This window comes from Burkholderia sp. MSMB1826 (genome assembly GCF_001526325.1).
GTDB lineage: Bacteria > Pseudomonadota > Gammaproteobacteria > Burkholderiales > Burkholderiaceae > Burkholderia.
Genome location: NZ_LOYN01000050.1, coordinates 121,342 through 147,742, shown reverse-complemented (window position 1 = coordinate 147,742; position 26,401 = coordinate 121,342). Strand labels below are relative to the sequence as shown.

The following is a 26,401-nucleotide window of genomic DNA, read 5'->3' as shown; positions in this document are numbered from 1 at the left end:
CGGCCGTGCCGCTTTCCCGTCTCGAGTCACGACTCATGAACGCAAACGACACGCGCAGCTTGCCGCGCAGCGGGATGACGATGTCGGCCCTCGGCCTCGGCTGCTCGCAGCTGGGCGGCCTTTATCGTCCGATGTCGGCCGTCGATGCCGCCGCGCTCGTCGACGCCGCGTGGGCGGCCGGCCTGCGCTACTTCGACACCGCGCCGTATTACGGCTACACGCTGTCCGAGCGGCGTGTGGGGGCGGCGCTCGCCCCGCGCGAGCGCGGCGCCTTCACGCTCAGCACGAAGGTCGGGCGGCTGATGCGCGCCGATGCGAGCGTGCGGCCGGGCGACGACGGCTGGGCCGAGCCTTTGCCGTTCCGGCCGGTCTACGACTACAGCTACGACGGGATCATGCGCTCGCACGACGACAGCCGGCAACGGCTCGGGCTCGCGCGCGTCGACATGCTGTACGTGCACGACATCGGCGCGATGACGCACGGCGATCGTCATGCGCACTATTGGGAACAGTTGACTCGCGGCGGCGGGTTTCGCGCGCTCGACGCGCTGCGCTCGGGCGGCGAGATTGGCGCATTCGGTCTCGGCGTGAACGAATGGGAAGTCGCGGCCGATGCGCTGAACGAAGCGGCGCTCGACGCCGTGTTGCTGGCCGGCCGCTACACGCTGCTCGAACAGACGGCGCTCGAACCGCTGCTCGACGCGTGCGCCCGTGAAGGGACGGGCATCGTGATCGGCGGCGTGTTCAACTCTGGCCTGCTCGCCGGCAACGGCAAGTTCAACTATGCGGACGCGAGCGCCGACGTGATCGACAAGGCCATGCGGCTCGGCGCGCTGTGCAACCGCTTCGACGTGCCGCTTCCCGCCGCTGCGCTGCAGTTTCCGTTCGGCCATTCGGCCGTCGTGTCGTGCGTGGTCGGCGCGCGCAGCGTCGCTCAGCTGAAGCAGAACATCGAATGGTTCGAGCGCCCTGCGCCGGCCGAACTATGGGATGCACTGCGCGACGAAGGTCTGATCGACGCGCACGCGCCGGTTCCGGGAGCACGTGCATGATCGCGCGCATCGACGCTCATCAGCACTACTGGCGAATCGGCGCGCGGGCCGGCTGCTGGCCGCCGGCCGAACTCGACGCGATTCACCGGGATTTCGGCCCCGCCGATCTGGCGCCGCTGCTCGATGCCGCGCGCATCGACACCACCGTCCTCGTGCAATCGCTGCCGAGCGAAGCCGACACGCGCTATCTGCTCGATCTCGCGGCCGCAACGTCGAGCGTCGGCGCCGTGGTCGGCTGGGTCGACATGAAGGCCGACGACGCGCCGGCGCGGATCGCGGCGTTCGCCACCGCGCCGAAGGCGCGCGGCTTGCGACCGATGCTGCAGGATCTGCCCGACGACGCGTGGATCGACGATCCGCGACTGGATCGCGCGGTCGCCGCGATGCTCGAGCATCGGCTCGGTTTCGATGCGCTGGTGATGCCGCGCCATCTCGATGCGCTGTATGCATTCGCGCGGCGCCATCCGGATCTGCCGATCGTGATCGACCACGGCGCGAAGCCGTTCGTCGAGCGCGGCGTGCTGCAGCCGTGGCTGTCGGCGATGCGCAGGCTCGCGAGCCTGCCGAACCTGCATTGCAAGCTGTCCGGCCTGTGGACGGAGGCCGGGCCATCGGCCGGCCCGGATGTCGTGCGAGTGCGCACGCGGCCGTACGTCGATGCGCTGGCCGAGCTGTTCGGGCCGACGCGCCTGATGTGGGGCAGCGACTGGCCGGTGTTGCGGCTGGCGTCGGCGTGCGGCGGCTACGGCGAATGGCTGGCCGCGTGCGAGGACGACTGCGCGCGGTTGCTCGGCGCTGCCGCACTGGCCGACCTCTTCGGCGGCAACGCACGCCGCTTTTACCGGATCGACACCGCACGCCACGAAGAATGAATCATCACGAAAGGAACCCGACATGCTCAGCGTGATTTGCGAATCCCCCGGCGTGCTGCGCGTACAGCAGCGCGAGCTGCCCGTGCGCGGCAGCGGCGAAGTGTTGTTGCGCGTGCAGCGCGTCGGCATCTGCGGCACCGATCTGCACATCTTCACCGGCAACCAGCCGTACCTCGACTATCCGCGCGTGATGGGGCACGAGCTTTCCGCGGTCGTCGTGGAGGCGGAACCCGAGTCGGGGCTCGGCGCCGGCGACGCGGTGTACGTGATGCCGTACCTGTCGTGCGGACACTGCGTCGCATGCCGTCACGGCAACACGAACTGCTGCGTGAACATCAAGGTGCTCGGCGTGCATCGCGACGGCGCGCTGGCCGAATACCTCAGCGTGCCCGCGCAGTTCGTTCACAAGGCCGACGGCATTTCGCTCGACCAGGCGGCGATGCTGGAATTTCTCGCGATCGGCGCGCATGCGGTGCGGCGCGCCGACGTCCGGGCCGGGCAGCGGGCGCTGGTCGTCGGCGCCGGGCCGATCGGCATGGCCGCGATGATTTTCGCGAAGCTGCGCGGCGCCGACGTCACGTGTCTCGATACGCGGGCCGACCGGCTGGCGTTTTGCCGCCAGCATCTGGCGGTCGATGCGGCGGTGGAGGTGGGGGCGGACGACGCGGCGCGTCTCGCGTCGTTGACGAACGGCGAGTATTTCGATGCGGTGTTCGACGCGACGGGCAACCTCGATGCGATGAATCGCGGCTTCGAATTCGTCGCGCACGGCGGCAAATACACGTTGATCTCGATCGTGCGCGGGCACGTCGCGTTTTCGGATCCCGAATTCCACAAGCGGGAAACCACGCTGCTCGCGAGCCGCAATGCGACGGCCGAGGATTTCGCGACGGTGCTCGACGCGATGCGCGCGGGGCGCATTCCGGACCGCGCGCTGAACACGCACCGGATGCGGCTCGAAGAGGTGCCGGACGCGTTTCCGCGTCTGCTGGAAGCGGGGCAGACCGTCGTGAAGGCGCTCGTCGAATGCTGAGCGACCGAATCCGGCACGCGGAGCGCACGCGATGACGCCGCCGATCCTGCAGTTCGGCACGAGCCGCTTCCTGCTGGCGCACGTCGACCTGTTCGTCTCCCAGGCGCTGGACGACGGCAACGCGATGGGCGGCATCGGCATCGTGCAGACGACTGGCAATCCGGCGAGCCGCGCCCGCATCGACGCGCTGCGCGCCACCGGTCGTTATCCGGTGCGGATTCGCGGGCGCGACCGCGGCGGCATCGTCGACGAAGTCGTCGAATGCCGCGCCGTGCAGCGCGCGTGGGACGCCGAGCGCGACTGGGCGGAGATCCGCCGTGCCGCGATCGAAACGGTGCGCGCGATCGTGTCGAACACCGGCGATGCAGGCTATCGCGCCGATCCGCGCGACGCCGCGGACGTGCTCGACCGGCCGGAGCAAACCCCGCGCGGCTTTCCGGCGAAGCTGCTCGCGCTGCTGCATGCGCGCTGGCGGGTGCGGCCCGACGACGGCATCTCCGTCCTGCCTTGCGAACTGGTGACGAACAACGGCGACACGCTGCGCGACATCGTGCTGGACCTTGCAAGTCAGTGGCGACTGCCCGACGCGTTCGCCGACTATCTGTGCAACCGCTGCGTGTGGGTCAATTCGCTCGTCGACCGCATCGTGTCCGAGCCGCTGCATCCGGTCGGCGCGATCGCGGAGCCCTATGCGCTGTGGGCGATCGAACGGCGCGCCGGCATGGCGCTGCCGTGCCGGCACGCGCAGATCGTCGTCACCGACGATTTGCGCAGCCACGAGCGCCTGAAGCTGTTCTTCCTCAATCTCGGGCACAGCTGGCTCGCGGAGCAGTGGCTCGCGGCGGGGCGCGATGCATCGGAGACGGTGCTGGACGCGATGAACGATGCGCGGCTGCGCGACGGCCTCGAGGCGGTGTGGCGCGATGAAGTCGCGCCGGTATTCGTTGCGCTGGGCTTGCGCGACACGGCGCAACGGTACGTCGACAGCGTGCGCGAGCGCTTTCTCAATCCGTTTCTCGCGCATCGCATCGCCGATATCGCGGTCAACCATCGCGAGAAGGTGGCGCGGCGGATCGAGCCGTTGCTCGCGCTCGCGGATTCGCTGGCGCTGCCGGCCGAACAACCCCGGTTGCGGCAACTCGTCGCCCGCCATGACCCGGCGGCCGGCGCAACGACAGGGAGACATGCATCGTGAAGCAACCGGCAATCGTGATCCTTCACGGCGACGACAACGTCGCCGTCGCACTCGACGCACTGACGCCGGACGTGCCGATCGACGTGCGCGGCGCGCCGTTGCGGCCGGCGGCCGCGGTGCCGGCCGGCCACAAGGTCGCCACGACGCCGATCGCGCGCGGCGACGCGATCGTCAAATGCGGGCAGCCGATCGGCATCGCGCTGTGCGACATCGCCGTGGGCGAGCACGTGCACGTGCACAACGTCGGGATGCCCGAGCGGCATGCGCATGACGACGCGCGTGCCGGCGATGTGCACGAGGTTCCGGCGGATCGCGCCGATACCTTCGACGGATTCGTGCGGCCCGACGGCAGCGTCGGAACCCGCAACTACGTCGGCGTGATCGCGAGCGTCAACTGTTCGGCGAGCGTCTGTCATGCGATCGCCGATGCATACCGGCACGGCGCGCTCGATGCGTTCGGTCACGTCGACGGCGTCGTCGCGATCACCCATCAGAGCGGCTGCGGCATGTCGGCAACCGGGGACGGCATCGAACTGCTGCGACGCACGCTCGTCGGCTATGCACGGAACCCGAACTTCGCCGGCGTGCTGCTCGTCGGCCTCGGGTGCGAGGTCAACCAGGTCGGGGCGCTCGCGCAACGGCTCGATGCGGCCGCGCCGGGCACCGTGCGCACGCTGGTCATCCAGGACGAGGGCGGGGTGCGCGACACCGTGGCCCGCGGCGTGTCGATCGTGCGCGCGTTGCTTGAGGTGGCCGACGGCGCGCGTCGCAGCGCGGTGCCGGCCGCGCGGCTGACGGTCGGCCTGCAATGCGGCGGGTCCGACGGCTACTCGGGCATCACGGCGAATCCGGCGCTCGGCGCGGCCGTCGATCTGCTGGTCCGCAACGGCGGCACCGCGATTCTGTCCGAGACGCCCGAGATCTACGGCGCCGAGCATCTGCTGATCGCGCGGGCGGCCTCGCGCGACGTAGCCGAGCGTCTGCGCGGCAGGTTGCAGTGGTGGGAGCGCTACGTCGCCGATCACGGCGGCGAAATGAACAACAACCCGTCGCCCGGCAATCTCGCCGGCGGCATCACGACGATTCTCGAGAAGTCGCTCGGCGCGGTGTCGAAGGGCGGGCGCTCGCCGTTGCGCGCGGTCTACGATTACGCGGAGCCGGTGCGGCAAGCCGGGCTCGTGTTCATGGATACGCCCGGTTACGACCCGGTGTCGGCGACCGGGCAGATCGCCGGCGGCGCGAATCTCGTGTGCTTCACGACGGGCCGCGGTTCGGTGTTCGGCTCGAAGCCGGTGCCGACGATCAAGATCGCGACGACGACCGGCCTGTTCGAGCGGATGCGATCGGACATGGATTTCGACAGCGGCGGGATCGTCGCCGGTTCGCTCACGGTCGACGAAGCGGGCGCGCGGTTGTTTCGGCTGATGCTCGACGTCGCCTCCGGACGACGCTCTTGCAGCGAGGACAACGGCATCGGCGAACGCGAGTTCGTGCCGTGGCTGCGCGGCGCGGTCATGTGACGCGAAAGGCGAGGTGCGAGCGCGTGCGCAATCGGACAGCGAAGGAGAAGCCGCGATGGAAACCCGCATGAGCGAGCCGGCGATCGGCGAAACCGGCCACGGCGGCTCGCTGTCGGAACTGGAGAAGGGGTTGCTCGATGAGGCGCTGCGGCTGCTCGCCGAGACGCGCGCGCGGGCGCTGGAACTCTGTGCCGAGGTCAGCCGGCGGCAGGGCGCCGCCGCGCCGGATGTTCACGATTTCAACCTGCCGACGATCATCGAACTGCAACGGCGCTTCGGTACGCGGTCTTGCCCGTGGGCGGCGCCGTTGCAGGATCGATCTTCGTCGCCGGCTACGCCGCCGACAGCGTGATCGACACGCCCGTCGCGGTGTAGACCGGCGTGGCCTTGAACCCGTCGACCGTCACCGTCGCGAACTTCGCGGCCGCCGCCGCGCCGTCGATCAGCGCGATGGTGTCGCCGGCCTTCGGCGCGTAGCCGTTCACGAATTTCACGTGCAGCGTGCCGCCAGCGATGGTGAGCGGGCCGCCCACGCGCAGCCGTCCGCCGCCGTTGCCGTCGATGTCGAGTTCGAGCGTCGTATTGTCGAGCTGCGTGTAGCGGGCGGCGATCGTCACCGGCGCGGCAGCCGCGATGCGCACGCTGCCGCCCGGGCCGACGTACACGTCTCCTTTGCCGAACGCCGTCGTCGACGCGGCTGCCAGCGTGCCGCCGCTCACTTGCGTGCCGCCCGTGTAGCCGTTGTTGCCCGCCAGCGTCAGCGTGCCGCTGCCCTGCAGCGTCAGCTTGCCGGCGCCCGCGACGTCGTTGCGCCACAGATCGGCAGCATTGAAGCCGCCCTGCGACGCATCCATCGACACGATCACGTTGCCGTTGAACGCGCCGTAGCCGTCGGCCGCGGCGAACAGGTTCAGGCGACCCCAGCCTTCCGCGTCGTCCATGACCGGATAGCCGGACGGCAGCTCGGTCGTTTTCAGCACGACGCGCCGCTGGTCGGCGCTCAGATACGGAAAGCGCGTCTGCAGCAGAATCTCCGCGCCCTTCGGCACGACCGGCGGTGCGGTCGTCGATTCGAGCGCGCCGAAGCCGAACGTCATGCGGCGCAGGAACGCGGCGCGGTTCGCCGTGTAGTCGGCGAACCGGTCGGTGGCCGGCGTGCCGGAATGCGCGAATGCGGAGAACGTCGTGGCGTTCGTTCCCGTCAGTTGCTGCAGTGTCTGATGGGCTTGCGTGTAGGCGGCCTGCGCGTCGCCGGCGTACGCGCTCAGGTTCGCCGCGCTGACGGCCAGCGCGAGCATGCGGCCGCCGATCACGTCGAGCGGCGAATGCATGCCGGCCAGAATCCGGTTCTCGCCGAGCTCGAGGCCGCGGCTGATCATTTCCTGGAAGCGTTCCGGCACGAGCCACGCCATCGTCGTCGCATCGCGCACCGCCTCGGCCGTGTGGCCGCTGATGAAGCCGCCGTCGGTCGCGGGCGTCGTGCTTTCGGCCGGCACGAGCGTCGGCGCGACGATCACGCTCGTGCTCCAGCGGTACGGACGCGCGTATTTGAAGAAGCGCTTCGAAGGCTCGGTCGACGCGTTGTTGCCCATTTCGTTGAGCAGGTCGACGACCTTGCCGAAGCCGGCGTTGCCGCCGCTGCTGCCGACGCCGACGTTGTTGCCGGCGTCGTTGTACAGCACGGTCGTCGCATCGGCGGGCACGCTGGTGATGCTGGTCGTCTGCTGGGCCGCGGTGCGCCACGCGGCGGTGAGCGGGCCCATGCCGTCGGTCACGCTGTAGCCCTTGCCGCGCCGGTCGTCGTAGTACGCGGCATCGGCCTGTTGCGGCGTGCGCGCGGTCGTCGCGTCGATCACGTACTGCACGTTGGCCGACAGCACAGCATCGTTCAGGATCGTGCCGCACGGCACGCCGCTGTTCGGCAGCCCGGAGCAGGTCGACGGCGAGACGGCCGGGAACGCGCCGTTCGCCGGCGCGGACACGCCCGCGTCGACCAGCATCGTCGACGGTTGCCAGAGATCGAGGAAGCGGCTCAACACGCGCACCGCTGCGTTGGTCGACAGCGTCGCATAGCGCGCATCGCCGCGCTGGTTGGTCGCGACGTTGTCGACGAAAGCGGGCGCGCTCGGGATCGGCGCGCTGTCGACGAAGCCGGGGTCGGCGGGCGGCGCGGGCACGGCCGCGGCGATCGTGCCGGTCGACGCGACGTCGTCGCCGCCGCCGCAGGCAGCCAGTACGATCGCACTCGACAATGCCGCGACGTGCAGCGGGAAACGGCTTCGTGACGCAAACATGCAAGACTCCATCCTGATGGTTGAAGATGGAGGATTGTGGTGAGCGATCGTTACGCGGCCGTTACGGAATTGTTTCGCGTCGTCGTCGATACGCGACAATTCCCACTATCTGGTTAATTTCCGATGCTGAACATGACGGGTGCGCGAACGCGTGCACCCGTCACCGATACAGGGCGGCGGACGCCGGCCTACGCGTTGGCCGCACGCGCGTCGAGCCGAAACAGCGATACGGCCTCGGCAAGCCGGCTGCCCTGTTCCTCGAGCGACTTCGATGCGGCGGCGGCCTGCTCGACGAGTGCCGCATTCTGCTGCGTGACTTCGTCCATTTGCGTGATGGCCAGATTGACCTGCTCGATGCCGCGGCTCTGCTCGCTCGACGCCGCGGCGATCTCGCCCATGATGTCGGTCACGCGCGAGATCGCATGCGTGACCTCGCTCATCGTCTCGCCCGCATTGTTCGCGATATGCGAGCCGTCCTGGATTTTCCGGACCGACTGCGAGATCAGCTCGCGAATTTCCTTCGCGGCGCTCGACGAACGCTGCGCAAGACTCCTGACTTCGCTGGCCACCACCGCGAAGCCGCGACCCTGCTCGCCGGCGCGGGCGGCTTCCACGGCTGCGTTGAGCGCGAGAATGTTGGTCTGGAACGCGATGCCTTCGATGATGCCGGTGATTTCGGCGATCCTGGTGGAGCTCGTGCTGATGTCCGTCATCGTGTCGACCATCAGGCCGACCGCCGCGCTGCCGCGCTGGGCGACCTCCGATGCGTTGTTGGCCAGGCCGCTCGCCTGCTGCGCATTGTCGGCGTTCAGGCGCACGGTGGATGTCAGCTGCTCCATGCTCGACGCGGTTTCCTGCAACGATGCGGCCTGCTGCTCGGTGCGGGAGGACAGGTCCTGGTTGCCGGACGCGATTTCGCCGGCGCCTGTCGCGACGTTGCCCGATGCGGTACGGACTTCCGAAATCAGGCGGATCAGGTTCGCCTGCATGTCGCGCATGGACGCCAGGACGCTGCCGGGCGGCGCGGCGCCGGTCGTGGATTCGGCGCCGAGGTTGCCGGCGGCGATATGGCCGGCGATCTCGCTGAGCGCGGCGGGCTCCGTGCCCAGCGCGCGCAGCAGGCCGCGGGTGATGAAGACGCCCGAGATTGCCGCTGCCGCCGCCGCGGCGATGCAGAGGGCGATCAGCATCAGTCGTCGCGAGGTATAGCGGTCGTTCGATTCCGTCACCAGTTGGGCGGCCCGCGAGCGCGTGTACGTCGCATACGCGTCGGTGGCCGCGACGAGTTGGGCCAGCAGCGGGCGGCACTGTTCGTTGATCATCGCGATCGCCTGATCGCGCCGGTTGTTGGCCGCCGCATCGACGATGGCGCGCGCCACGGGGCCGTACTGCGCCTCGACCGCCGCGATTTGCCGAACCAGTTCGCGCGATTTGTCGGACGCGCCGCTTCCCTCGCGGACCGCGTTCGTCAGCTCGCCCAGCAGCGCGCCGACGTCGCGGTCGGCCTGCAGTGCCGCTTCCTTCTCGACGTCCGCATCGCGCGGCCCGGTCGCCAGGACCTGGTTGCGGGCGGCGATCGCGCGCCGGTCGACCGCGACGCGAACCTTGTCCGCCAGCGTTGCGCGGGCGTTGGTGCCGTTGACGTAATGCTCGAATGCCGCGTTCGCGTTGCCGAGCGACACGATGCCGAGGAGGGAGACGAGCACAACCGTGCACGTCAGCAGTCCGAAAGCGATGATCAGCTTCGTGCGAACCGTTAACCGTCGATCGTTCATGGGGAAATTCCAGTTGTGAGTATCAAATAGCTTTCCTTATTATCGGAATGGTGAATGAACAATTTAGGACCGCCGTCCGCGGCAATCGTTTGCGCGTGACCGGCCATCGAAAAAAATTCGGCCCGTGCGCCGCCCGCATCACGCCGTCGTTCCGACATCGCTCAACTTCCCGCCCCCGGTGCCGTTAAATGGATCAGGATCGGCCTGTTCACCGATCCAGTTCAATCATCACGCGGTAACGGAGACAAAAGTCATCATGCTGTCATCAATTCGCGCCCGGATACTGGCGACGTGCGTCGCCATCGTCGTGACGGCGCTGGCCGTAACCGGGGGGCTCGTCTATTACGTCGTCAAGACCCACAACGACGAGGCCATCGACCAGAATCACAAGTCGATCCTCGCCGGCCACGCGCTCGCGATCGACGAATGGGTGGCGAGCCGGGCGCGCGAAACCCAGGCGCTCGCGGACACGATCGCGATCGGCGACGGCGACCCGGTGCCGGCGTTGAAGCTGCTCGGCAAGTCGGGCGGCTTCGCGGTGCTGACGCTCGGCCTGCCGGACAAGACGGCGTTCTCGAACGTGCCGCTCGCACCCGGCTACGATCCGACCGCGCGGCCTTGGTACAAGCAGGCCGTCGGCGCGGGCCGCCTGGTCGTGACGGCGCTTTACCGCGATGCGACGAGCGGCAAGCCGGCCGTGGCGTTCGCGGTGCCCGTGGTGCGCGACGGCGCGGTGAAGGGCGTGCTGGCAGCCAGCCTGTTCATGGAGAATGTGAGCTCGATCGTGACTTCCGTTCACCCGACCCCGGCGAGCTTCGCGTTTCTGGTCGACAAGAGCGCGCGCGTGATCGCGTCGGCCAGGACCGACCTGATCATGAAGCCGGCCACCGGTCTCTCGCCGGAACTCGATGCCGATCGCCTCGGTGCACTGCAGACGGCGTCCGCGCCCGTCGCGGTCGACATCGACGGCGCCGCCAAGCTGATGCGCGCGCAACCGATCGTCGGCACCGACTGGTCGCTGGTGCTCGCGCTCGACAAGGGCGACGTGACGGCCGGCATGCGAGCGGTCGCGACGACGACGCTGCTGGCGATCGCGATCGTCGCCGTCGTCGCGGCCGCGCTCGTCGGCGCGATGACGAACGCAGCCTTCAAGCGCATCCTGATGGTGCGCGATGCGCTCACGGACGTATCGAGCGGCAGCGGCGACCTGACGAAGCGCCTGCCCGCCGACGGCGCCGACGAGGCCGCGCAGATCGCGCGAGCGTTCAACGCCTTCGCCGAGAAGATCAGTGCGATTCTGCTGCAGATCCGCGAGTTCAGCACGTCCGTCGACCTCGCAAGCGCCGAGATCGCCCAGGGCAACCAGGATCTGTCGGCCCGCACCGAACACGCGGCGTCGAGCTTGCAGGAAACGGCCGCCGCGCTCGAGGAGATCGCGGGCACGGCCCGCAATTCGGCCGATGCGGCGAGCCAGGTGAACCGTCTGGCGGAATCGGCGTCGGATGTCGCGCTGCGCGGCGGCACGGTCGTGCGCGAGGTCGTCTCGACGATGAACGACATCACGCAGGCGTCGGGAGAGATCGCCAACATCGTCGGCGTGATCGACGGCATCGCGTTCCAGACCAACATTCTCGCGTTGAACGCCGCCGTCGAGGCGGCACGTGCGAACGAGCATGGCCGCGGCTTCGCGGTCGTCGCCGGCGAGGTGCGTGCGCTCGCGCAGCGCAGCGCGCAGGCCGCGCGGGAAATCAAGCAACTGATCCACGCGTCGGTCGAGAAGATCGAGGGCGGCTCCGGGCTCGTCCAGACGGCCGGCGCGACGATGGACGAAATCGTCGACGGCGTGCGCAACATCACGAGCGTGATCGCCGAAATCAGCGTCGCCGCGAAGGAGCAGAGCACGGGGCTCGAGCAGGTGAATCAGGCGGTGTCGCAGCTCGACGATACGACGCAGCAGAACGCGGCGCTCGTCGAGCAATCGGCGGCTGCCGCGACGTCGCTGCGCGAGCAGGCGGCCCGGCTCGCGCAGACGGTCGGCGAGTTCAAGCTGGCGGAGCGCACCGTGCCGGCGTGACGGTCCGGTTGACGGGGCCGGCGAGCGCCTGCTTCGTGCGCCGCACCGCAGGCACATGGCGGCGCCGTGCGGCCGGTCCGGCCGGCATGCCCGCCGGCGACGGGCGGGATCGCGCCCGTATCCTGCGCCGATCGGCGGATGCGTCGCTCACGCCGTGACTGGCTACGCTCGATTGCGCGCAGGCAGGCCGGTATCGCTGTCGTTCCATTCAGGCAAGCAGCCCGCGCGCGGCCAGATTCGCATACAGCGCGCGCACGCCGAAGGTCCACGGCGCGATCTCCGTGCAAAGCCGCACGGTGTTGACGAGTGCGCCGAGCGCGGGCGTGGAGATGGTGACGCGATCGCCGAGGTGATGCGTGAATCCGCCTCCCGGCGCGTCGCGATCCTGGATCGGCGAGAACATCGTGCCGAGGAACAGCATGAAGCCGTCCGGATACTGGTGATGCGCGCCGCAGGTCTGCGCGACGAGGTCCGCCGGGTCGCGGCTGATTTCGCGCATGTGGCTGATGCCGTCGAGGACGAAGCCGTCGTCCGCGCCTTCGACGCGCAGCGACACGCTGCATTCCCGCACGCTGTCCAGCGTGAAGCCGTCGTCGAACAGCCGCACGAACGGGCCGATCGCGCACGAGCCGTTGTTGTCCTTGCATTTGCCGAGCAGCAGCGCCGAACGGCCTTCGACGTCGCGCAGGTTCACGTCGTTGCCGAGCGTCGCGCCCACCGGCCGGCCGTCGCTGGCGACCGCCAGCACGATTTCCGGCTCCGGGTTGTTCCACACCGACACGGGCAGCAGCCCCACGTCCGCGCCGAAGCCGACCGCGGACATCGGCTGCGACTTGGAGAACACCTCGGCATCCGGGCCGATGCCCACTTCCATGTATTGCGACCACGCGCCGCGGCGCTCGAGTTCCGCCTTCAGGCGCAGCGCGGCTTCCGAGCCCGGCACGATCTTCGACAGATCGGTGCCGATGGTCGAGGCGATGGTGTCGCGTACCTCGGCCGCTTTGGCCGGATCGCCGCCGGCCTGTTCCTCGATCACGCGCTCGATCAGGCTGACCGCAAAGGTGACGCCGCACGCCTTGATGGCCTGCACGTCGCACGGCGCGAGCAGGTGCGTGGCGCCGGGTGTGCCGTCCAGCGCCGCCTGCAACAGCGGCTCGACGCGGCCGAGCGATTCGCCGGACGCGGTGCGTGCGATGGCGAGCGCATCGCGGCGGTCGAACAGGTCCGCGGTGGTCGGCACGGTGCGCGTGATGTCGAACACTTCGCCGCCGCGCACGGCGACGACGCTCGGGCCCGCGTGGGCGGTGTCGTGCCGCCAGACGCGGCCGATCAGCAGCGCGTGGGCGAGGTCGTGCGGCAGGCAGTCGGAAACGGTAGGAGTACGCATGGTCAGCTCGGCAAGAGTCGGGGGCGGTGGAGTCAGTGCGAATGGCGCGGGTTGCCGCGCTGCTCGATGACCTTCAGGTACAGCGTGGCCGGTTCGAGGCAGCCGCCGGTGGACAACTGGCCGACGAACCGGCGATAGAGTTCCTGCCACGGCGTTTGCGCCTGCGGCACGGTGAAGCTGGCGGTCTCGCGACGGCGCGCGAGTTCGTCCTCGTCGACGAGCACGTCGACGCTGCGGCGATTCAGGTCCACGCGCACGCGGTCGTTCGTGCGCAGCAGCGCGAGGCCGCCGCCCACCGCGGCTTCCGGCGACATGTTCAGGATCGACGGGCTGGCCGACGTGCCGCTCTGGCGTCCGTCGCCCATGCACGGCAACGACGTGACGCCGCGCTTCACCAGCTCGGCGGGCGGCGCCATGTTCACGACTTCCGAACTGCCCGGGTAGCCGACCGTGCCGCAGCCGCGGATCACGAGGATGCAGCGCTCGTCGATGTTCAGCGCGGGATCGTCGATGCGCGCGTGGTAGTCCTCGGGGCCGTCGAACACGATCGCGCGCGCCTCGAACGTATTCTCCGCGCCCGGTTCGGCAAGGTAGGTCCGGCGGAACGCGTCGCCCACCACCGACATCTTCATGATCGCGCTGTCGAAGAAGTTGCCCGACAGCACCATGAAGCCGGCGCCATGCTTGAGCGGCGCGTCGGGCGTACGGATCACGTCGCGGTCGGCATCCTGCGCGGCGTCGGCGATCTCGCCGATCGCGCGGCCCGATACGGTCAGGCAGTCGCGCCGCAGCAGGCCGGCCGCATCGAGCTGCCGCAGCACGGCCGGCACGCCGCCGGCGCGGTGGAAGCTCTCCCCGAGGTATTCGCCGGCCGGCATGCAGTTCACGAGCAGCGGCACGGCTTCACCGAAACGCTGCCAGTCGTCCAGGCTCAGCTCGACGCCCATGTGGCGTGCGATGGCGATCAGATGCGGCGGACAGTTGGTCGAGGCGCCGAGCGCCGACGCGACGACGATCGCATTCTCGAACGCCGCGCGCGTCATGATCGCCGACGGGCGCAGGTCTTCGCGAACGAGTTCGACCGCGCGCTTGCCGGTGGCGTAAGCCATCTGGCCGCGCTCGCGATAGGCGGCGGGAATGCTCGCGCAACCGGGCAGCGACATGCCCAGCGCCTCGGCCAGGCTGTTCATCGACAGCGCGGTGCCCATGGTATTGCAGTGGCCGATCGACGGCGACGAAGCCGTGGTCAGCTGCATGAAGCCTTCGTAGTCGATCTCGCCCGCGGCGAGCAGGTTGCGCGCATGCCAGATCACCGTGCCGGAGCCGACCCGCTTGCCCTCGTGCCAGCCGTCGAGCATCGGGCCGCCCGACAGCACGATCGCGGGCATGTCGACGGTCGCGGCCGCCATCAGGCAGGCCGGCGTGGTCTTGTCGCAGCCGGTCGTCAGCACCACGCCGTCCAGCGGAAAACCGTGCAGCACTTCCACCAGCCCGAGGTAGGCGAGATTGCGATCGAGCGCGGCCGTGGGCCGGCGGCTCTGCTCGGCCAGCGGATGCACGGGGAACTCCATCGGAATGCCGCCCGCATCGCGAATGCCGGCCTTGGTGCGCTCGGCCAGCTCGATGTGGTGGCGGTTGCACGGCGCGAGATCGCTGCCCGTCTGCGCGATGCCGATCACAGGGCGGCCCGACTGCAGCTCCTCGCGCGTCAATCCGTAGTTCATGAAGCGCTCGACATAGAGCGCGGTCATGTCGGCGTGCGCGGGATCGTCGAACCATTCCTGGCTGCGCAGACGGCGAGGGGTGTGTGACATGGCAGGCTGTCTCCTGAGGGGGCCTTTCTCATTTTGCGTGCCGAATGATACCGGTAACATCGCCTGGATGTTAGCACGGGTTTTTTGCGTAGCGGAAGGGATTTCGTGCGCGCGTGGCGATGGGGTGGGGCAGGGGGCCGGTACGAAGCCGCGCGCGTCGCGTGTCGGGATGCGCGCGGCCGTCGGCTCGTCAGGCGCTTTCCCGCGGGATGATCGTGTAGTCGATACGGATGCTTTTTGCGTCGGTCCGCTCGCCGCCGTCACGCGCCTGGAGCGCCGCCAGCAACGCTTCGCCGGTGCGCAGCCCGATGCCGTACGCATCGACCGATACGGTCGTGATCGTCGGGTGGCAGCATGTCGAGACTTCGAAGTTTCCGAAGCCGGCGATGGCGATGTCGGCCGGCACGGCGAGCCCGCGCCGGTGGCACTCCATGATCGCGCCGAATGCCGACATGTCGCTCACGCACATCACTGCTTCGGTATCCGGCCATTGCGCCAGCAGCGCTGCCATTGCGGGGCCGCCGTGGCTCATCGTGATCGGCGATTCGCCGAGCCGCACGACGCGCGGTTCGCCCAGGCCCAGCGCCTTGATCTCCGCCTGGTAGCCCTTGAGCCGGTCGAGGCCGCGGCGATCCAGTTCGCTCGCGCCGACCAGAAAGCCGATGCGTCGATAGCCGCGCTCGGCCAGGTGGCGCACCATCGCGCGGGCGGCGCGCACGTTCGAGAAGCCGACGGCGGTGTCGATCGGGCGCGTGGGCAGGTCCCACATCTCGACCACCGGAATCGCCGAGCGCTCCAATACCTTGCGTGTCGCATCGGTGTGCTGCGACCCCGTCAGCGCAATGCAGCGCGGCTGGTGTCGCAGCATCGACCGGACGAGGCGTTCTTCGCGCTCCAGGTCGTAGTCGGTGTCGCCGAGCAGCAATTGGAGGCCATGCGGTTCGAGCGCATCGGTCAGGCCGCGCACGGTGTCCGAGAAGTTGGAGCTCGACAGCGACGGCACCAGCACCGCGACGAATTCCGATCGCCCCGACGACAGCGCACCGGCGGCGGCATCCGCCACGTAGCCGAGCTGCTCGATGGCCTCGCAGACCCGTGCGCGCGTCTCGGCGGCCACGCTGTGACCGGCGAGCACGCGCGACACCGTCATCTTCGATACGCCGGCGAGGCGCGCTACGTCGGACATGCGGGGCGGCCCGGCGGGCCGGACGGCGGTGGGACTGGGCATCGGAATCGCGATCGGGAGAAAGCCGGAAAGGCTACATCATACCGGGGCGGCGTACCGTGCAGGCTGGCCGCGACGTGCTCGTCGCGGTGAGGTCCGTACTAGGGAAACCACGCGTTCGGCGGCACTTGTACGCGCCTGTCGCGGCATGCTACCTTGAGGTTTGTTACCGGTATCAACGCACTGATCGCTCCCGTCGCCTCGTCGGCTTTTTTTTGCCACCGGATGTTATCGGTAACATCGATGCGTCAAGCGCGCGCCGGTACGAAGAAGACCTACACGAACAGGAGACAGACCGATGCCATCCCTTACGCAGGCCGCTGCCGCACCGGCCGCGGCCGACTCGTCCGAAGACGCCCTTTACCGCAAGGTCATGCGGCGCATCCTGCCGTTGCTGCTGCTCTGCTACGTCGTGGCCTACCTGGACCGCGTCAACGTGGGCTTCGCGAAGCTGCAGATGCTCGACGACCTGAGCCTGAGCGACGGCGTCTATGCGCTCGGCGCCAGCATCTTCTTCTGGGGCTATTTCCTGTTCGAGATGCCCAGCAACCTGCTGCTGCACCGCTACGGCGCACGCTTCTGGATCGCGCGAATCATGATCACGTGGGGCATCGTGTCGTCGTCGATGGCGTTCATCGTGCCGCTCGCGCAGTTCTTCCACGTGCAGACGACCACGATGTTCTACACGCTGCGCTTCCTGCTCGGGCTGTGCGAAGCGGGTTTTTTCCCGGGCGTCATCCTTTATATGAACTACTGGTTCCCGGCGCGCCGCCAGAGCGTGGCGATGTCGGGCTTCCTGGTCGCGATCCCGCTGAGCCTGACGCTCGGCAGCGTGGTGTCCGGCTGGCTGATGGAGCAGACGCACGGCCTGTCGGGCATGAGCGGCTGGCAATGGATGCTGCTGCTCGAAGGGCTGCCGTCGATCGTGGTGGCGTTCATCGTGCTGGCCTGCCTCGGCGACGGCCCGCAGTCGGCGAAGTGGCTGTCCGCCGACGAAAAGGCGGTGCTGTCGCGCAACCTCGAATCCGAGGCCGCGCACAAGTCGCACAGCATCGGCGCCGCGCTACGCAGCCCGCGCGTGTGGCTGCTCACCTTCATCCTGCTGACGTTCAATACCGGCTTCTACGGGCTGGCTTTCTGGCTGCCGTCGATCATCCGCGCGTCGGGCGTGCACAGCCCGCTGCACATCGGCGTGCTGACGGCCATTCCGTACCTGACGGCGATCTTCGCGATGGTGTGGAACGCGTCGCACTCGCGCAAGACCGGCGAACGCCGCCTGCATGCGGCGATTCCCGCGCTGATCGGCGGCGTATTCCTGATCCTGAGCGCGGCGTTTGCGCGGAACGTCGCGCTATCGATCGTATTCCTGACCATTGCCACGTGCGGCATTCTCGCGCTGATGCCGATCTACTGGACCTTCCCGGGGCAGATCCTGTCCGGCACGGCCGCGGCCGCCGGCATTGCGTTGATCAATTCGGTGGGCAACCTGTCCGGCTTCACGGGCTCGATGATCACCGGCGTCGCCAAGCAGATGACCGGCGACATCAACAACGGGACCTATGCGCTGGGCGCTTGTCTGCTGATCAGTTGCGTGCTGATCGCGTCGATTCCGCGCGATATTCTGCGGCCGCCGGCGGGGCGGTAGGGCGTTCGCCCGACATGACATGACATGCCGGGCCGGGACATCGCGCCGGCCCGGCGCCGGAGGCATCACGCCACGTGGATTGATCACGTGTGAGTTCGCTCGATCGTCGCACGCGGAATTCCGGCTACCTCCAGCCAGGGACGCCCGGCGTGCTACTCCGCTTTCTCGTCGGCGGGCGTCATGCGTCCTCCAGTGCGAAGCGCACCTTGTTCCCGAGCGTGTGCAACCGCTCGACCGGTTCGTTCGAGAACACGAAACGCACGTACTGCGCACCGTGTGCGACGCCCCATCCGGTCATCGGCGTCGCACATACGCCGTGGCGTAGCAGTCGCTCCGACATCTGCGGTCCGGTCAGTCCGAAATCGGACACGCGCAGCAGCATCGACCAGCCGCCCGCCGGCATGCCGAACGGGAGCCCCGACAGTTCGGCGGCGACGGTATCCCGCCGCCGCTCGAGTTCGCTCACGTAGCCAGGCAGATCGGATGCGGAATGCTCGAGCGCAACCGCCGCAGCCTCCTGAGCGATGCCGACCGGCACCACGACATTGGCGAGCGACACGGCCACCAGATCGGGAATCAGCCATTCCGGCGCGACGATCCAGCCGACCCGCCAGCCAATCATGCGCAACTCTTTCGACGCGGCGCCGACCGTGACCGTACGCTCGGCCATGCCGGGCAGGCCGGCGGGATGGATGACCGTGCGTCCATCGAAGAGCAGCCGCTCCATCGCGCTGTCGAGGATCAGCAGCAGATCGTTCTGCACACATAGGCTCGCGATCAGTTGCCAGTCGGACGCATCGAAGACGCCCCCCGACGGCATCGACGGAGACATCAGCAGCATGGCCCGCGTTTTCGGACCGATCGCTGCCCGCAGCGCGGCCCGGTCCAGCTTCCATTCGCCGCCCGGCGTGAAGGCGAACGGGACTTGCCGGGGCACACCGCCTGCAAGGCGGACGCGGTTCAGCAGACCCGCGTACGTCGGGTCGGTGACGATGACTTCGTCGCCGGTCTCGACGGTGGCGAGCAGCGTATTCAGAATGCCGGAGAGTCCGCCGGCCGACACCACCACCTGGTCGGCCGTGAAGCGTTGCCCCGAAAGCGCCGATACGTGAGCGGCAGCGCTTGCGCGTAGCCGATCCTGACCGACGAAGGGCAAATATGAATTGGCCGAGTCTCGCTGGATTGCGTCTCGGGTGAAGGCGAGCGCTTCCGAAGTGGGTGGGATGTCGGTATCGAGATTTTCGAGTCGCAAGAGGTCGACGTCGGCACGATCGGCGATCGAACCCATGCGATCGACGCCGATGCCGGCGATGTGCTGCAGACGCACAGGACGGTGGTGGCGCATCGAGCCTCCGATCTTGTTACAATTTAATAGATAATATATGCATGGTGGTCGGCATGAAGGTTGAAGTCAAGGACGATCGCTCGCTGGCCGATCGGATCGCTGCCGCATTGGCGGACCGCATCATCTCGGGCGTCATCGCACCGGGGGAGTGGCTGCGTCAGGACCACATCGCGGCGGAGTTCGGCGCGAGCCATGTGCCGGTGCGCGAGGCGTTCAGACGGCTGGAAGCGCAGGGGTTGGCCGTGGTGGAACCGCGACGAGGCGTGCGGGCGGCGCCGCTCGAGCCGGCGGACGTGCTTGAAGTGGCCAAGATGCGTGCCGCTTTTGAGGCGCTGGCGCTGCGCGAGGCGATGCCTGCTCTCGACGCACGTGCGCTGGAGGAACTCGATGCGATCCTCGATCAGGAGGCGGCGGCGCATGGCATAGCCGTGCTGGGTACGCTGAATCTGAGGTTTCATCGCGCATTGACCGCGCGGTGCGGGATGCCGCGGCTCATCGCCGCGATTGGCGACATGCATCGGGCCAGCGCACGGCATTTGTATGCGACGTGGCAGCAACTGGACTGGCACGATCGCTCGAACGATGAGCATCGGGATATCGTTCGGGCAATACGTGATGGGGATGTGGACGCAGCGTGTGCGGCTCTGTCCGCGCATATTCTGGCTGCGGGGGATGCGCTGGCTCAGGCGTTGTGCAGGCGGTAGGGAGGCAGGTCGAGCCCGGGGGCGTCAAGCGGTCTCAAAGCGGGTTTCGGGAATGGCTAGAGTCTTCTGCGGGACGGTTATAGCTAAACGCGTCGGGCGGCATGCGGCCACGAACGGCCGTTCGACACAGCTTTTTAGATCGTCGACAATCGGTGCGGATAAGGGCGTAGCCTTTAGCGGTTACCGTCGATCAGATCGTTCAGCAGCGCATCGAACGCGGCCTGTGCGTCTTCAAGTTCCTGCAGGGCGGCATCAAAGGTTTGCAGCGCGAACGGCGAAGGCTCGCCGCTGCCTTGCGGCGGAAATTGCTTCTGCATCGAGGCGAACGTACTCTGCACGCGCAGCGTGGCGGCCACCATGCGCTCCATCGCCTGGGTTTCTTCGGCTCGGGCCTGTTCCGGATTCATTCCTCTCTCCTTGGATGGTTTTCTTGAAGACCAGATCGTACGCGCTGTGTCCGTTCTTGCCGCCCTTGGCAGAACGACTCCGTTGAAGGTTCCAACGGCACGCTGCGGGAGAAGCGATTTAATCGGGAATGATTCCGCAGTCGCGCCGAGGCCAAGATACTCATCGAGCGTGGCTATAAAACCCCGCCGCAGGTCACAACGATTGGCCGCTTTGGATAAATCTGAAGGGCCGTTCTGGGTCGGCTACAGCCGAACACGTCCGACTGCAGCCGGCCAAGAGACGACACTCGGCCAAGTGAATCGGCCGCCCTGACGACGGAAAACTTCCCCTGGGAACGGAACGTGCCTTGCTGCGTGTCTGGCATTTGACTCGCCAGCAGGAATATCGATGATTTACGGAACCTTTCCACCTTGGCTGCATACGCTATCGGTCACCTGGGTCATTTTGGGTGCGGTCTGTGCCGTTGCAGTCGTCGTTGACGAAGTTCGGCATCCTCAGAAGATGTGGATCATGAACGTCGTCTGGCCCCTGACGGCGTTGTTCGGGACGGTCTTATGGATTGCCGCCTACTACGTCTGGGGACGGAATGTCACGGACGCGGGACACGACGCCGACGAACAGCCGTTCGTCGCGATGGTGATGAAGGGCACGAGTCACTGCGGCGCGGGCTGCACGCTCGGAGACATCATTGTCGAATGGTCGGCTTTTGCATTCCCCGCCTTGGCAGTCTGGTTCGGGTGGCACACGGTGTTCAATGAAAAAACGTTTGCCGTCTGGATCCCCGATTTCATCGCCGCCTTTCTGTTCGGCATCGTTTTTCAGTACTTCACGATCAAACCGATGCGTGGGCTTTCGGTCGGTGCAGGTTTGATTGCCGCCGTCAGAGCCGATATCGCGTCGATTACTGCCTGGCAGGTAGGCATGTACGGCTTTATGGCCATCATCCAGTTCCTGTGGTTCAAGCCGGCTTATGGGGGTATCGCGAAAGTTGCGAGCCCCGAATTCTGGTTCGCGATGCAGCTCGCGATGCTGGCAGGGTTCGCCACCAGCTATCCCGTCAACTGGTGGCTGATCAATTCGGGTATGAAGGAAAAAATGTAGTGATCTTGACTGCAAGCACGGCGAAGGCGACCCGTGGCGCGACATCTTCGGCAGCGGAGCGAAATGCATGGCGAGTGGGGCGGTGGACGAAGCTTCCGCCGACGATGCGCACACAAATTCCGGTTGGCAATGCGTTTTTACACGGGGCAGCGAATGCGGGGCCGCCGCGGACGACAGGACGGCGCGTCGGGCACGCATGATTCGGCATGACGCCCGCGCCGACCGCTTCGCGGCGCCCGCACCCGCAAGGAAAGGCCAGCGGGTGCGGAAAGCGCAACGGGAAATCGGACGCGCGGCGACGCCGGTTCAGTCGAGCCCGCCCTGACACAGATACTTGATCGACAGATAATCGTCGAGCCCATAGCGCGAGCCTTCGCGACCATAGCCCGATTCCTTCACGCCGCCGAATGGCGCGGCCTCGCTCGCGAGCGCGCCTTCGTTGATCCCGACGATGCCCGTCTCGAGCCGCGCCGACACGCGCGCGATGCGCCGCACGTCCTGCGTGTAGAAATACGCGGCGAGCCCGAACGGCGTGTCGTTCGCGGCGTCGACGGCTTCGTCCTCGGACGCGAAGCGAAACAGCGCGGCGACCGGGCCGAAGGTTTCCTCGCAGGTCAGCTGCATGTCGGCGGTGGCGTCGGCGAGCACCGTCGGCGTGTAATAGTTCGCGCCGAGCTCGCTCAGGCGCTGGCCGCCCGTCAGCACGCGCGCGCCGCGCTCGACGGCGTCGCCGACGTGGCGCGCGATCTTGTCGACCGCACGCGCGTTGATCATCGGGCCGATCTGTGCGGCCGGATCGGTCGCCGGCGCGACCTTCAGCGCGGCGACGCGCGCGGCGAGTTTCGCGGCGAACGCGTCGTAGACGCCGGCCTGCACGTACACGCGATTCGGCGACACGCACGTTTGCCCGCCGTTGCGGAACTTGGCGGCCATCAGCCCGTCGACCGCGGCATCGAGCTCGGCGTCGTCGAACACGATGAACGGCGCATTGCCGCCGAGTTCGAGCGACAGCTTCTTCAACGTCGCCGCGGATTCGCGCGCGAGCAGCTTGCCGACGGACGTCGAGCCGGTGAACGTGATCTTGCGCACGCGGGCGTCGGCGAGCCAGTCGGCCGCGGCGTCGATGCCGCGTTCGCGCGACGCCGCGATCAGGTTCAACACGCCGGGCGGCACGCCGGCTTCCTGCGCGAGAAACGCGAGCGCGAGCGCGGTCAGCGGCGTGTCCTCCGCCGGCTTCGCGACGACCGTGCAGCCGGCCGCGAGCGCGGGCGCGATCTTGCGCGCGATCATCGCGAGCGGGAAATTCCACGGCGTGATCGCGGCGACGACGCCGATCGGCTCCTTCACCGCGCTCAGCCGCTTGCCGCGCTGCTGCTGCGGGATCAGGTCGCCGTACGTGCGCGTCGCTTCCTCCGCGAACCACAGCACGTACGACGCGCCGTACGCGACTTCGCCGCGCGCTTCGGCAAGCGGCTTGCCCTGTTCGCGCGATATCAGCTTCGCGAGATCGTCGGTGTGCGCGACGATCGCCGCATGCCAGGCACGCAGGATCGCGGCCCGTTCGCGCGCGGGCGTCGCGCGCCACGCAGGCAGCGCGCGTGCCGCGGCGTCGGTCGCCGCGCGGGCGTCGGCGGCGCCGCTGTCGGGTGCGTGGGCAACGGTCTCCAGCGTGGCCGGATCGGTGACGGCGAAGCGGCGGCCGTCGAGCGCATCGCGCCAGGCGCCGTCGATCAGGTTGGCGGTGCGAACGAGTTCGGTTCGGGACAGCGTAAGCGGCATGACAGATCCTTGAATGAAGCGGTTCGGCGACGACAACGACGACGGAGCGGGCGTGCGACAACCCCGCGCGGACAGCGGGCTGCCGCGTTGGAGAGCGCCGTGCCGGTGCGTCAGTGACGTTCGCCGAACAGCGATTCGAGCGGGTAGTGCCGTTTGACGAACGGCGACTTGATGATCACGTAACTGAAATACTTCTCGATGCCGATGTTCTGCTCGAGCAGCCCTTCGACGATCGTCTGGTAATGGCTCACGCTGCGCGTGATGAACTTCAGCAGATAGTCGTAGCCGCCGCTCGCGAGGTGGCATTCGACGATCTCGTCGACGTTGCGGATCGCCGCGACGAAGCGGTCGAAATCCTCGCGCCGATGGTCGGCCAGCGTGACCTCGGTAAACACGACCTGCACGTCGCCGAGTTTCTCGAGCTGGATGTGCGCGCCGTAGCCGCCGATGTAGCCGGCCTTCTCGAGCCGCTTCACGCGGATCAGGCACGGACTGGGCGACAGCCCGACCGCATCGGCCAGCTCGACGTTGGTCATGCGGCCGCGCTTCTGCAACTGGGAGAGGATGCGCAGGTCGATGCGATCCAGCTTGCTGTCCGTCATGTTCACGTGAAAGGGCAAAAATGGAATGTCCGGTTACTTTAGAGTCGAACGATGGCGGCCACAAGCCCGGCTTTCCCTTGGCGCGTCAGGCCGGCAGCGCGTGCGCGGCGTCGAGCGCGCGCTGCACGCCCGCGTCGGCCAGCACGTCGTCGAGCGTCTTGCGCACGCGTTCGAACAGCAGGTCGAACTCGCCCGCGGTGAAACTCAGTGCCGGCGCGAAGCCGAGCACGCCGTCGCCGAACGCGCGAAACACCACGCCGTTCGCGTACGCGGCGGCCGCGATCTTGTCCGGCACGTTCAGCGCCGCGTCGAAGCGCGTCTTGCGGGCCTTGTCGGTCACCAGTTCGAGTGCGCCGAGCAGGCCGACCGAGCGTGCGTCGCCGACGAGCGGATGCGCGCGCAGCGCGTCGAGCCCCGCGGCGAAGCGCGGCGCCATCGCCTGGCCGTTCGCGAGCAGCCCGCCTTCGTGATAGAGCTTCAGCACCTCGAGGCCGATCGCCGCGCTGACCGGATGCGCGGAATACGTATGGCCGTGGCCGACCACGGGCGAATCGGCGCGCTCGCCCGCGATTCCTTCGTAGATTTCGTCGGACATCAGCACCGCGCCCATCGGCGCATAGCCGGCGGTCAGGCCCTTCGCGACGGTCATCAGGTCCGGGTCGACCTGTTCGGCCTCGCATGCGAACAGCGGGCCCGTGCGGCCGAAGCCGGTGATCACCTCGTCGGCGACGAACAGGATGCCGAGGCGCCGGCACGCGTCGCGCATCGCCTTCAGCCAGCCGGCCGGCGGCACGATCACGCCGCCGGAACCCTGCACCGGCTCGCAGAAGAATGCGGCGACGTTGTCCGGGCCGAGTTCGGCGACCTTCGCTTCGAGCGCGGCGACCGACGCGGCGATCAGCGCCTGCGGATCGTCGCCGAGCGGATGGCGGTACGGGTACGGCGACGGAATATGGTGCTGGTCCGCGCGCGGCAGGTCGAAGTGACGGTGGAACGCCGGCAGCGCGGTGAGGCCTGCGCCGATCGACGACGAGCCGTGATAGCCGCGTTCCAGCGCGATCATCTGCTTTTTCGACGGGCGGCCGGTCGCGTTGAAATAATGCGTGATGAAACGCACCGCCGAGTCGATCGCGTCCGAGCCGCCGAGCGTGAAGTACACGCGGTTCAGCGACGGCGGCGCGAGCGCCGCGAGCCGTTCGGCGAGCTCGATCGCCGGCTGCGAGCCGAAATGGAAATAACCGGTCGCGTAGGGCAGCTTCGCCATCTGGTCGGCGGCGGCTTTCACGATGCTGTCGCGGCCGTAGCCGACGTTCACGCACCACAGGCCCGAGAACGCGTCGAGCAGCGTGTGGCCCGAGGCGTCGCGCAGGAACACGCCGTCCGCGGATTCCAGCACGGTGACGCCGCGCGCCTCGTGCGCACGGTAGTTGACGACGGGATGGATCAGGTGTTGACGATCGGCTTCGATCAGCGCGGCTTGGTTCATGGGAAGGCGGGACTCTCGTCAGGTGTCAGCGGTGAGTTCATGCTACCGGGCGAGAAATCCGCATGCGTCTTCAATTTGCGGCCCGAAACGTATGCGTGCGGCGTTTGGGCGGGGCGCTTCGGCATTTTCTGCTGCGCGCCCGACGGGCCGGGCGTGCACGTCAGTAGCCGCGCGCGCGATCGACGACGCCGATCATCGGCTGGCCCGCGCGATGGCGGGCGAGGTTCGCGAGCACGGCGTCGACCGCGGTGTCGGGCCGCGTCGCGCTGGCGATGTGCGGCGTGATGCGAATGCGCGGATGTGTCCAGAACGGATGGCCTGCCGGCAGCGGTTCGGGATCCGTCACGTCGAGGATCGCGCTGTCGAGGCGGCCGCTCGCGAGCGCCGCGAGCAGCGCCGCCGAATCCAGTTGCGGCCCGCGCCCGACCTGCACGAGCGACGCGCCGGCCGGCAGCGCGTCGAACACGCGCGCGCCGAGCAGCCCGCGCGTGCCGTCGGTGAGCGGCAGCAGGCAGATCAGGATGTCGGTGCGGGCGAGGAACGCGTCGAGCGCCGCATCGCCTGCATGACAGTCGACGCCGTCGAGCGTGCGCGGCGTGCGGCTCCAGCCGGCGCACGGGAAACCGAAGCGCCGCAGCGTGTCGAGCACCGCCTGGCCGAGCGTGCCGAGCCCGAGCACGCCGACGCGCCGCGACGCGGCCGCGCGCACCGGATGCTCGCGCCACACCTGGTCGCGCTGCTGGGCCGCGTAGTCGAACAGGTCGCGATGGATCGTCAGCACGGCCTGCGTCACGTATTCGACCATCCCTTCGACGATGCCCGGTTCGATCATCCGCACGACGGGGATGTGCGCAGGCACGCGCGACAGGTCGAACTGGTCGATGCCGGCGCCGACCGAGAACACGACTTCGAGATTCGGCAGCAGCGCGACCGGATCGTCCGGCGGCTGCCATGCGGCGAGATAGCGGACGGCTTCGGCGTCGCCGAGGTCCGGCCAGATCCGGAACGGCAGATCCGGCGCCTGTTGCGCGAAGCGCGCCGCCCACTGCGCGCCGCGCACCGGGTCGGCCTTGTAGAGAAAGCTCATCGT

General features: G+C 68.0%; 21 protein-coding genes. 10 read left to right on the top strand and 11 right to left on the bottom strand.

Going from position 1 to position 26,401, the window contains the following annotated elements; translation table 11 throughout:
• Positions 1–35: 35 nt before the first annotated feature.
• The 6 genes from WS95_RS28510 to WS95_RS28485 all read left to right on the top strand — a co-directional run bounded on the left by WS95_RS28510 (position 36) and on the right by WS95_RS28485 (position 6,024).
• Positions 36–1,052 (top strand): aldo/keto reductase, encoded by a 1,017-nt coding sequence (locus tag WS95_RS28510; protein ID WP_059827369.1) that lies wholly within the window; start codon positions 36–38, stop codon positions 1,050–1,052.
• Positions 1,049–1,924 carry an amidohydrolase family protein gene (locus tag WS95_RS28505; protein WP_059827367.1) on the top strand — a complete coding sequence of 292 codons (876 nt, stop codon included), beginning with the start codon at positions 1,049–1,051 and terminating at the stop codon, positions 1,922–1,924. The genes WS95_RS28510 and WS95_RS28505 overlap by 4 nt, the downstream gene beginning before the upstream one ends.
• Before the next feature lie 22 nt (positions 1,925–1,946).
• The gene (locus WS95_RS28500; protein ID WP_059781784.1) at positions 1,947–2,957 is read left to right on the top strand and encodes a zinc-binding alcohol dehydrogenase family protein; all 1,011 of its coding nucleotides are present in this window, start codon (positions 1,947–1,949) and stop codon (positions 2,955–2,957) included.
• A gap of 31 nt (positions 2,958–2,988) precedes the next feature.
• Positions 2,989–4,152, top strand: coding sequence for a D-mannonate oxidoreductase (locus WS95_RS28495; RefSeq protein ID WP_059827365.1), 1,164 nt, complete (start codon positions 2,989–2,991; stop codon positions 4,150–4,152).
• Positions 4,149–5,672 carry a UxaA family hydrolase gene (locus tag WS95_RS28490; protein WP_059827363.1) on the top strand — a complete coding sequence of 508 codons (1,524 nt, stop codon included), beginning with the start codon at positions 4,149–4,151 and terminating at the stop codon, positions 5,670–5,672. Before WS95_RS28495 ends, WS95_RS28490 begins: the two co-directional genes overlap by 4 nt.
• Before the next feature lie 67 nt (positions 5,673–5,739).
• The gene (locus WS95_RS28485; RefSeq protein WP_257139963.1) at positions 5,740–6,024 is read left to right on the top strand and encodes a hypothetical protein; all 285 of its coding nucleotides are present in this window, start codon (positions 5,740–5,742) and stop codon (positions 6,022–6,024) included.
• On the opposite strand, the gene WS95_RS28480 is transcribed toward WS95_RS28485, so the two are convergent.
• Together WS95_RS28480 and WS95_RS28475 are read right to left on the bottom strand one after the other, a co-directional pair.
• On the bottom strand, positions 6,005–7,966 hold the full coding sequence (locus tag WS95_RS28480) for a phosphatase PAP2 family protein (protein ID WP_059827360.1): 1,962 nt from the start codon (positions 7,964–7,966) through the stop codon (positions 6,005–6,007). The two genes, WS95_RS28485 and WS95_RS28480, sit on opposite strands and share 20 nt — an antisense overlap.
• Positions 7,967–8,154: 188 nt before the next feature.
• On the bottom strand, positions 8,155–9,741 hold the full coding sequence (locus tag WS95_RS28475; protein WP_059827358.1) for a methyl-accepting chemotaxis protein: 1,587 nt from the start codon (positions 9,739–9,741) through the stop codon (positions 8,155–8,157).
• A gap of 256 nt (positions 9,742–9,997) precedes the next feature.
• Between WS95_RS28475 and WS95_RS28470 the strand changes: the two genes are divergently transcribed.
• Positions 9,998–11,815, top strand: coding sequence for a methyl-accepting chemotaxis protein (locus WS95_RS28470; protein ID WP_059827357.1), 1,818 nt, complete (start codon positions 9,998–10,000; stop codon positions 11,813–11,815).
• Positions 11,816–12,023: 208 nt separating this feature from the next.
• On the opposite strand, the gene WS95_RS28465 is transcribed toward WS95_RS28470, so the two are convergent.
• The 3 genes from WS95_RS28465 to WS95_RS28455 all read right to left on the bottom strand — a co-directional run bounded on the left by WS95_RS28465 (position 12,024) and on the right by WS95_RS28455 (position 16,244).
• Positions 12,024–13,202, bottom strand: a complete 1,179-nt coding sequence (locus WS95_RS28465) for a fumarylacetoacetate hydrolase family protein (protein ID WP_059781799.1) — start codon at positions 13,200–13,202, stop codon at positions 12,024–12,026.
• Positions 13,203–13,234: 32 nt separating this feature from the next.
• On the bottom strand, positions 13,235–15,016 hold the full coding sequence (locus WS95_RS28460) for an IlvD/Edd family dehydratase (protein ID WP_059781802.1): 1,782 nt from the start codon (positions 15,014–15,016) through the stop codon (positions 13,235–13,237).
• A 190-nt stretch (positions 15,017–15,206) separates the two neighbouring features.
• Positions 15,207–16,244, bottom strand: a complete 1,038-nt coding sequence (locus tag WS95_RS28455) for a LacI family DNA-binding transcriptional regulator (RefSeq protein ID WP_082747022.1) — start codon at positions 16,242–16,244, stop codon at positions 15,207–15,209.
• A gap of 295 nt (positions 16,245–16,539) precedes the next feature.
• Here WS95_RS28455 and WS95_RS28450 point away from each other — a divergent pair, with 295 nt between their 5' ends.
• On the top strand, positions 16,540–17,886 hold the full coding sequence (locus WS95_RS28450; RefSeq protein ID WP_059827352.1) for an MFS transporter: 1,347 nt from the start codon (positions 16,540–16,542) through the stop codon (positions 17,884–17,886).
• A 178-nt stretch (positions 17,887–18,064) separates the two neighbouring features.
• Here the strand turns inward: WS95_RS28450 and WS95_RS28445 are convergent, their stop codons facing one another.
• Entirely contained in the window at positions 18,065–19,231 is a 1,167-nt protein-coding gene (locus WS95_RS28445) for a pyridoxal phosphate-dependent aminotransferase (protein ID WP_059827351.1), read from the bottom strand.
• A 53-nt stretch (positions 19,232–19,284) separates the two neighbouring features.
• Between WS95_RS28445 and WS95_RS28440 the strand changes: the two genes are divergently transcribed.
• Positions 19,285–19,935 (top strand): GntR family transcriptional regulator, encoded by a 651-nt coding sequence (locus tag WS95_RS28440; protein WP_257139962.1) that lies wholly within the window; start codon positions 19,285–19,287, stop codon positions 19,933–19,935.
• 173 nt (positions 19,936–20,108) lie between these two features.
• On the opposite strand, the gene WS95_RS28435 is transcribed toward WS95_RS28440, so the two are convergent.
• Positions 20,109–20,342 (bottom strand): hypothetical protein, encoded by a 234-nt coding sequence (locus tag WS95_RS28435; protein WP_011549124.1) that lies wholly within the window; start codon positions 20,340–20,342, stop codon positions 20,109–20,111.
• Positions 20,343–20,730: 388 nt separating this feature from the next.
• Between WS95_RS28435 and WS95_RS28430 the strand changes: the two genes are divergently transcribed.
• Complete coding sequence (locus WS95_RS28430) at positions 20,731–21,444, top strand: DUF4396 domain-containing protein (RefSeq protein WP_059827347.1); 714 nt, start codon at positions 20,731–20,733, stop codon at positions 21,442–21,444.
• A gap of 306 nt (positions 21,445–21,750) precedes the next feature.
• On the opposite strand, the gene WS95_RS28425 is transcribed toward WS95_RS28430, so the two are convergent.
• The 4 genes from WS95_RS28425 to WS95_RS28410 form a co-directional block, all read right to left on the bottom strand.
• Positions 21,751–23,223: an NAD-dependent succinate-semialdehyde dehydrogenase gene (locus WS95_RS28425; protein ID WP_059827344.1), complete on the bottom strand. Its 1,473-nt coding sequence runs from the start codon at positions 23,221–23,223 to the stop codon at positions 21,751–21,753.
• 110 nt (positions 23,224–23,333) lie between these two features.
• Positions 23,334–23,825, bottom strand: a complete 492-nt coding sequence (locus WS95_RS28420; protein WP_006749694.1) for an Lrp/AsnC family transcriptional regulator — start codon at positions 23,823–23,825, stop codon at positions 23,334–23,336.
• Positions 23,826–23,910: 85 nt separating this feature from the next.
• Positions 23,911–25,311, bottom strand: coding sequence for an aspartate aminotransferase family protein (locus WS95_RS28415; protein ID WP_059827342.1), 1,401 nt, complete (start codon positions 25,309–25,311; stop codon positions 23,911–23,913).
• 160 nt (positions 25,312–25,471) lie between these two features.
• Positions 25,472–26,398 carry a 2-hydroxyacid dehydrogenase gene (locus tag WS95_RS28410; RefSeq protein ID WP_034209113.1) on the bottom strand — a complete coding sequence of 309 codons (927 nt, stop codon included), beginning with the start codon at positions 26,396–26,398 and terminating at the stop codon, positions 25,472–25,474.
• Positions 26,399–26,401: the final 3 nt, after the last annotated feature.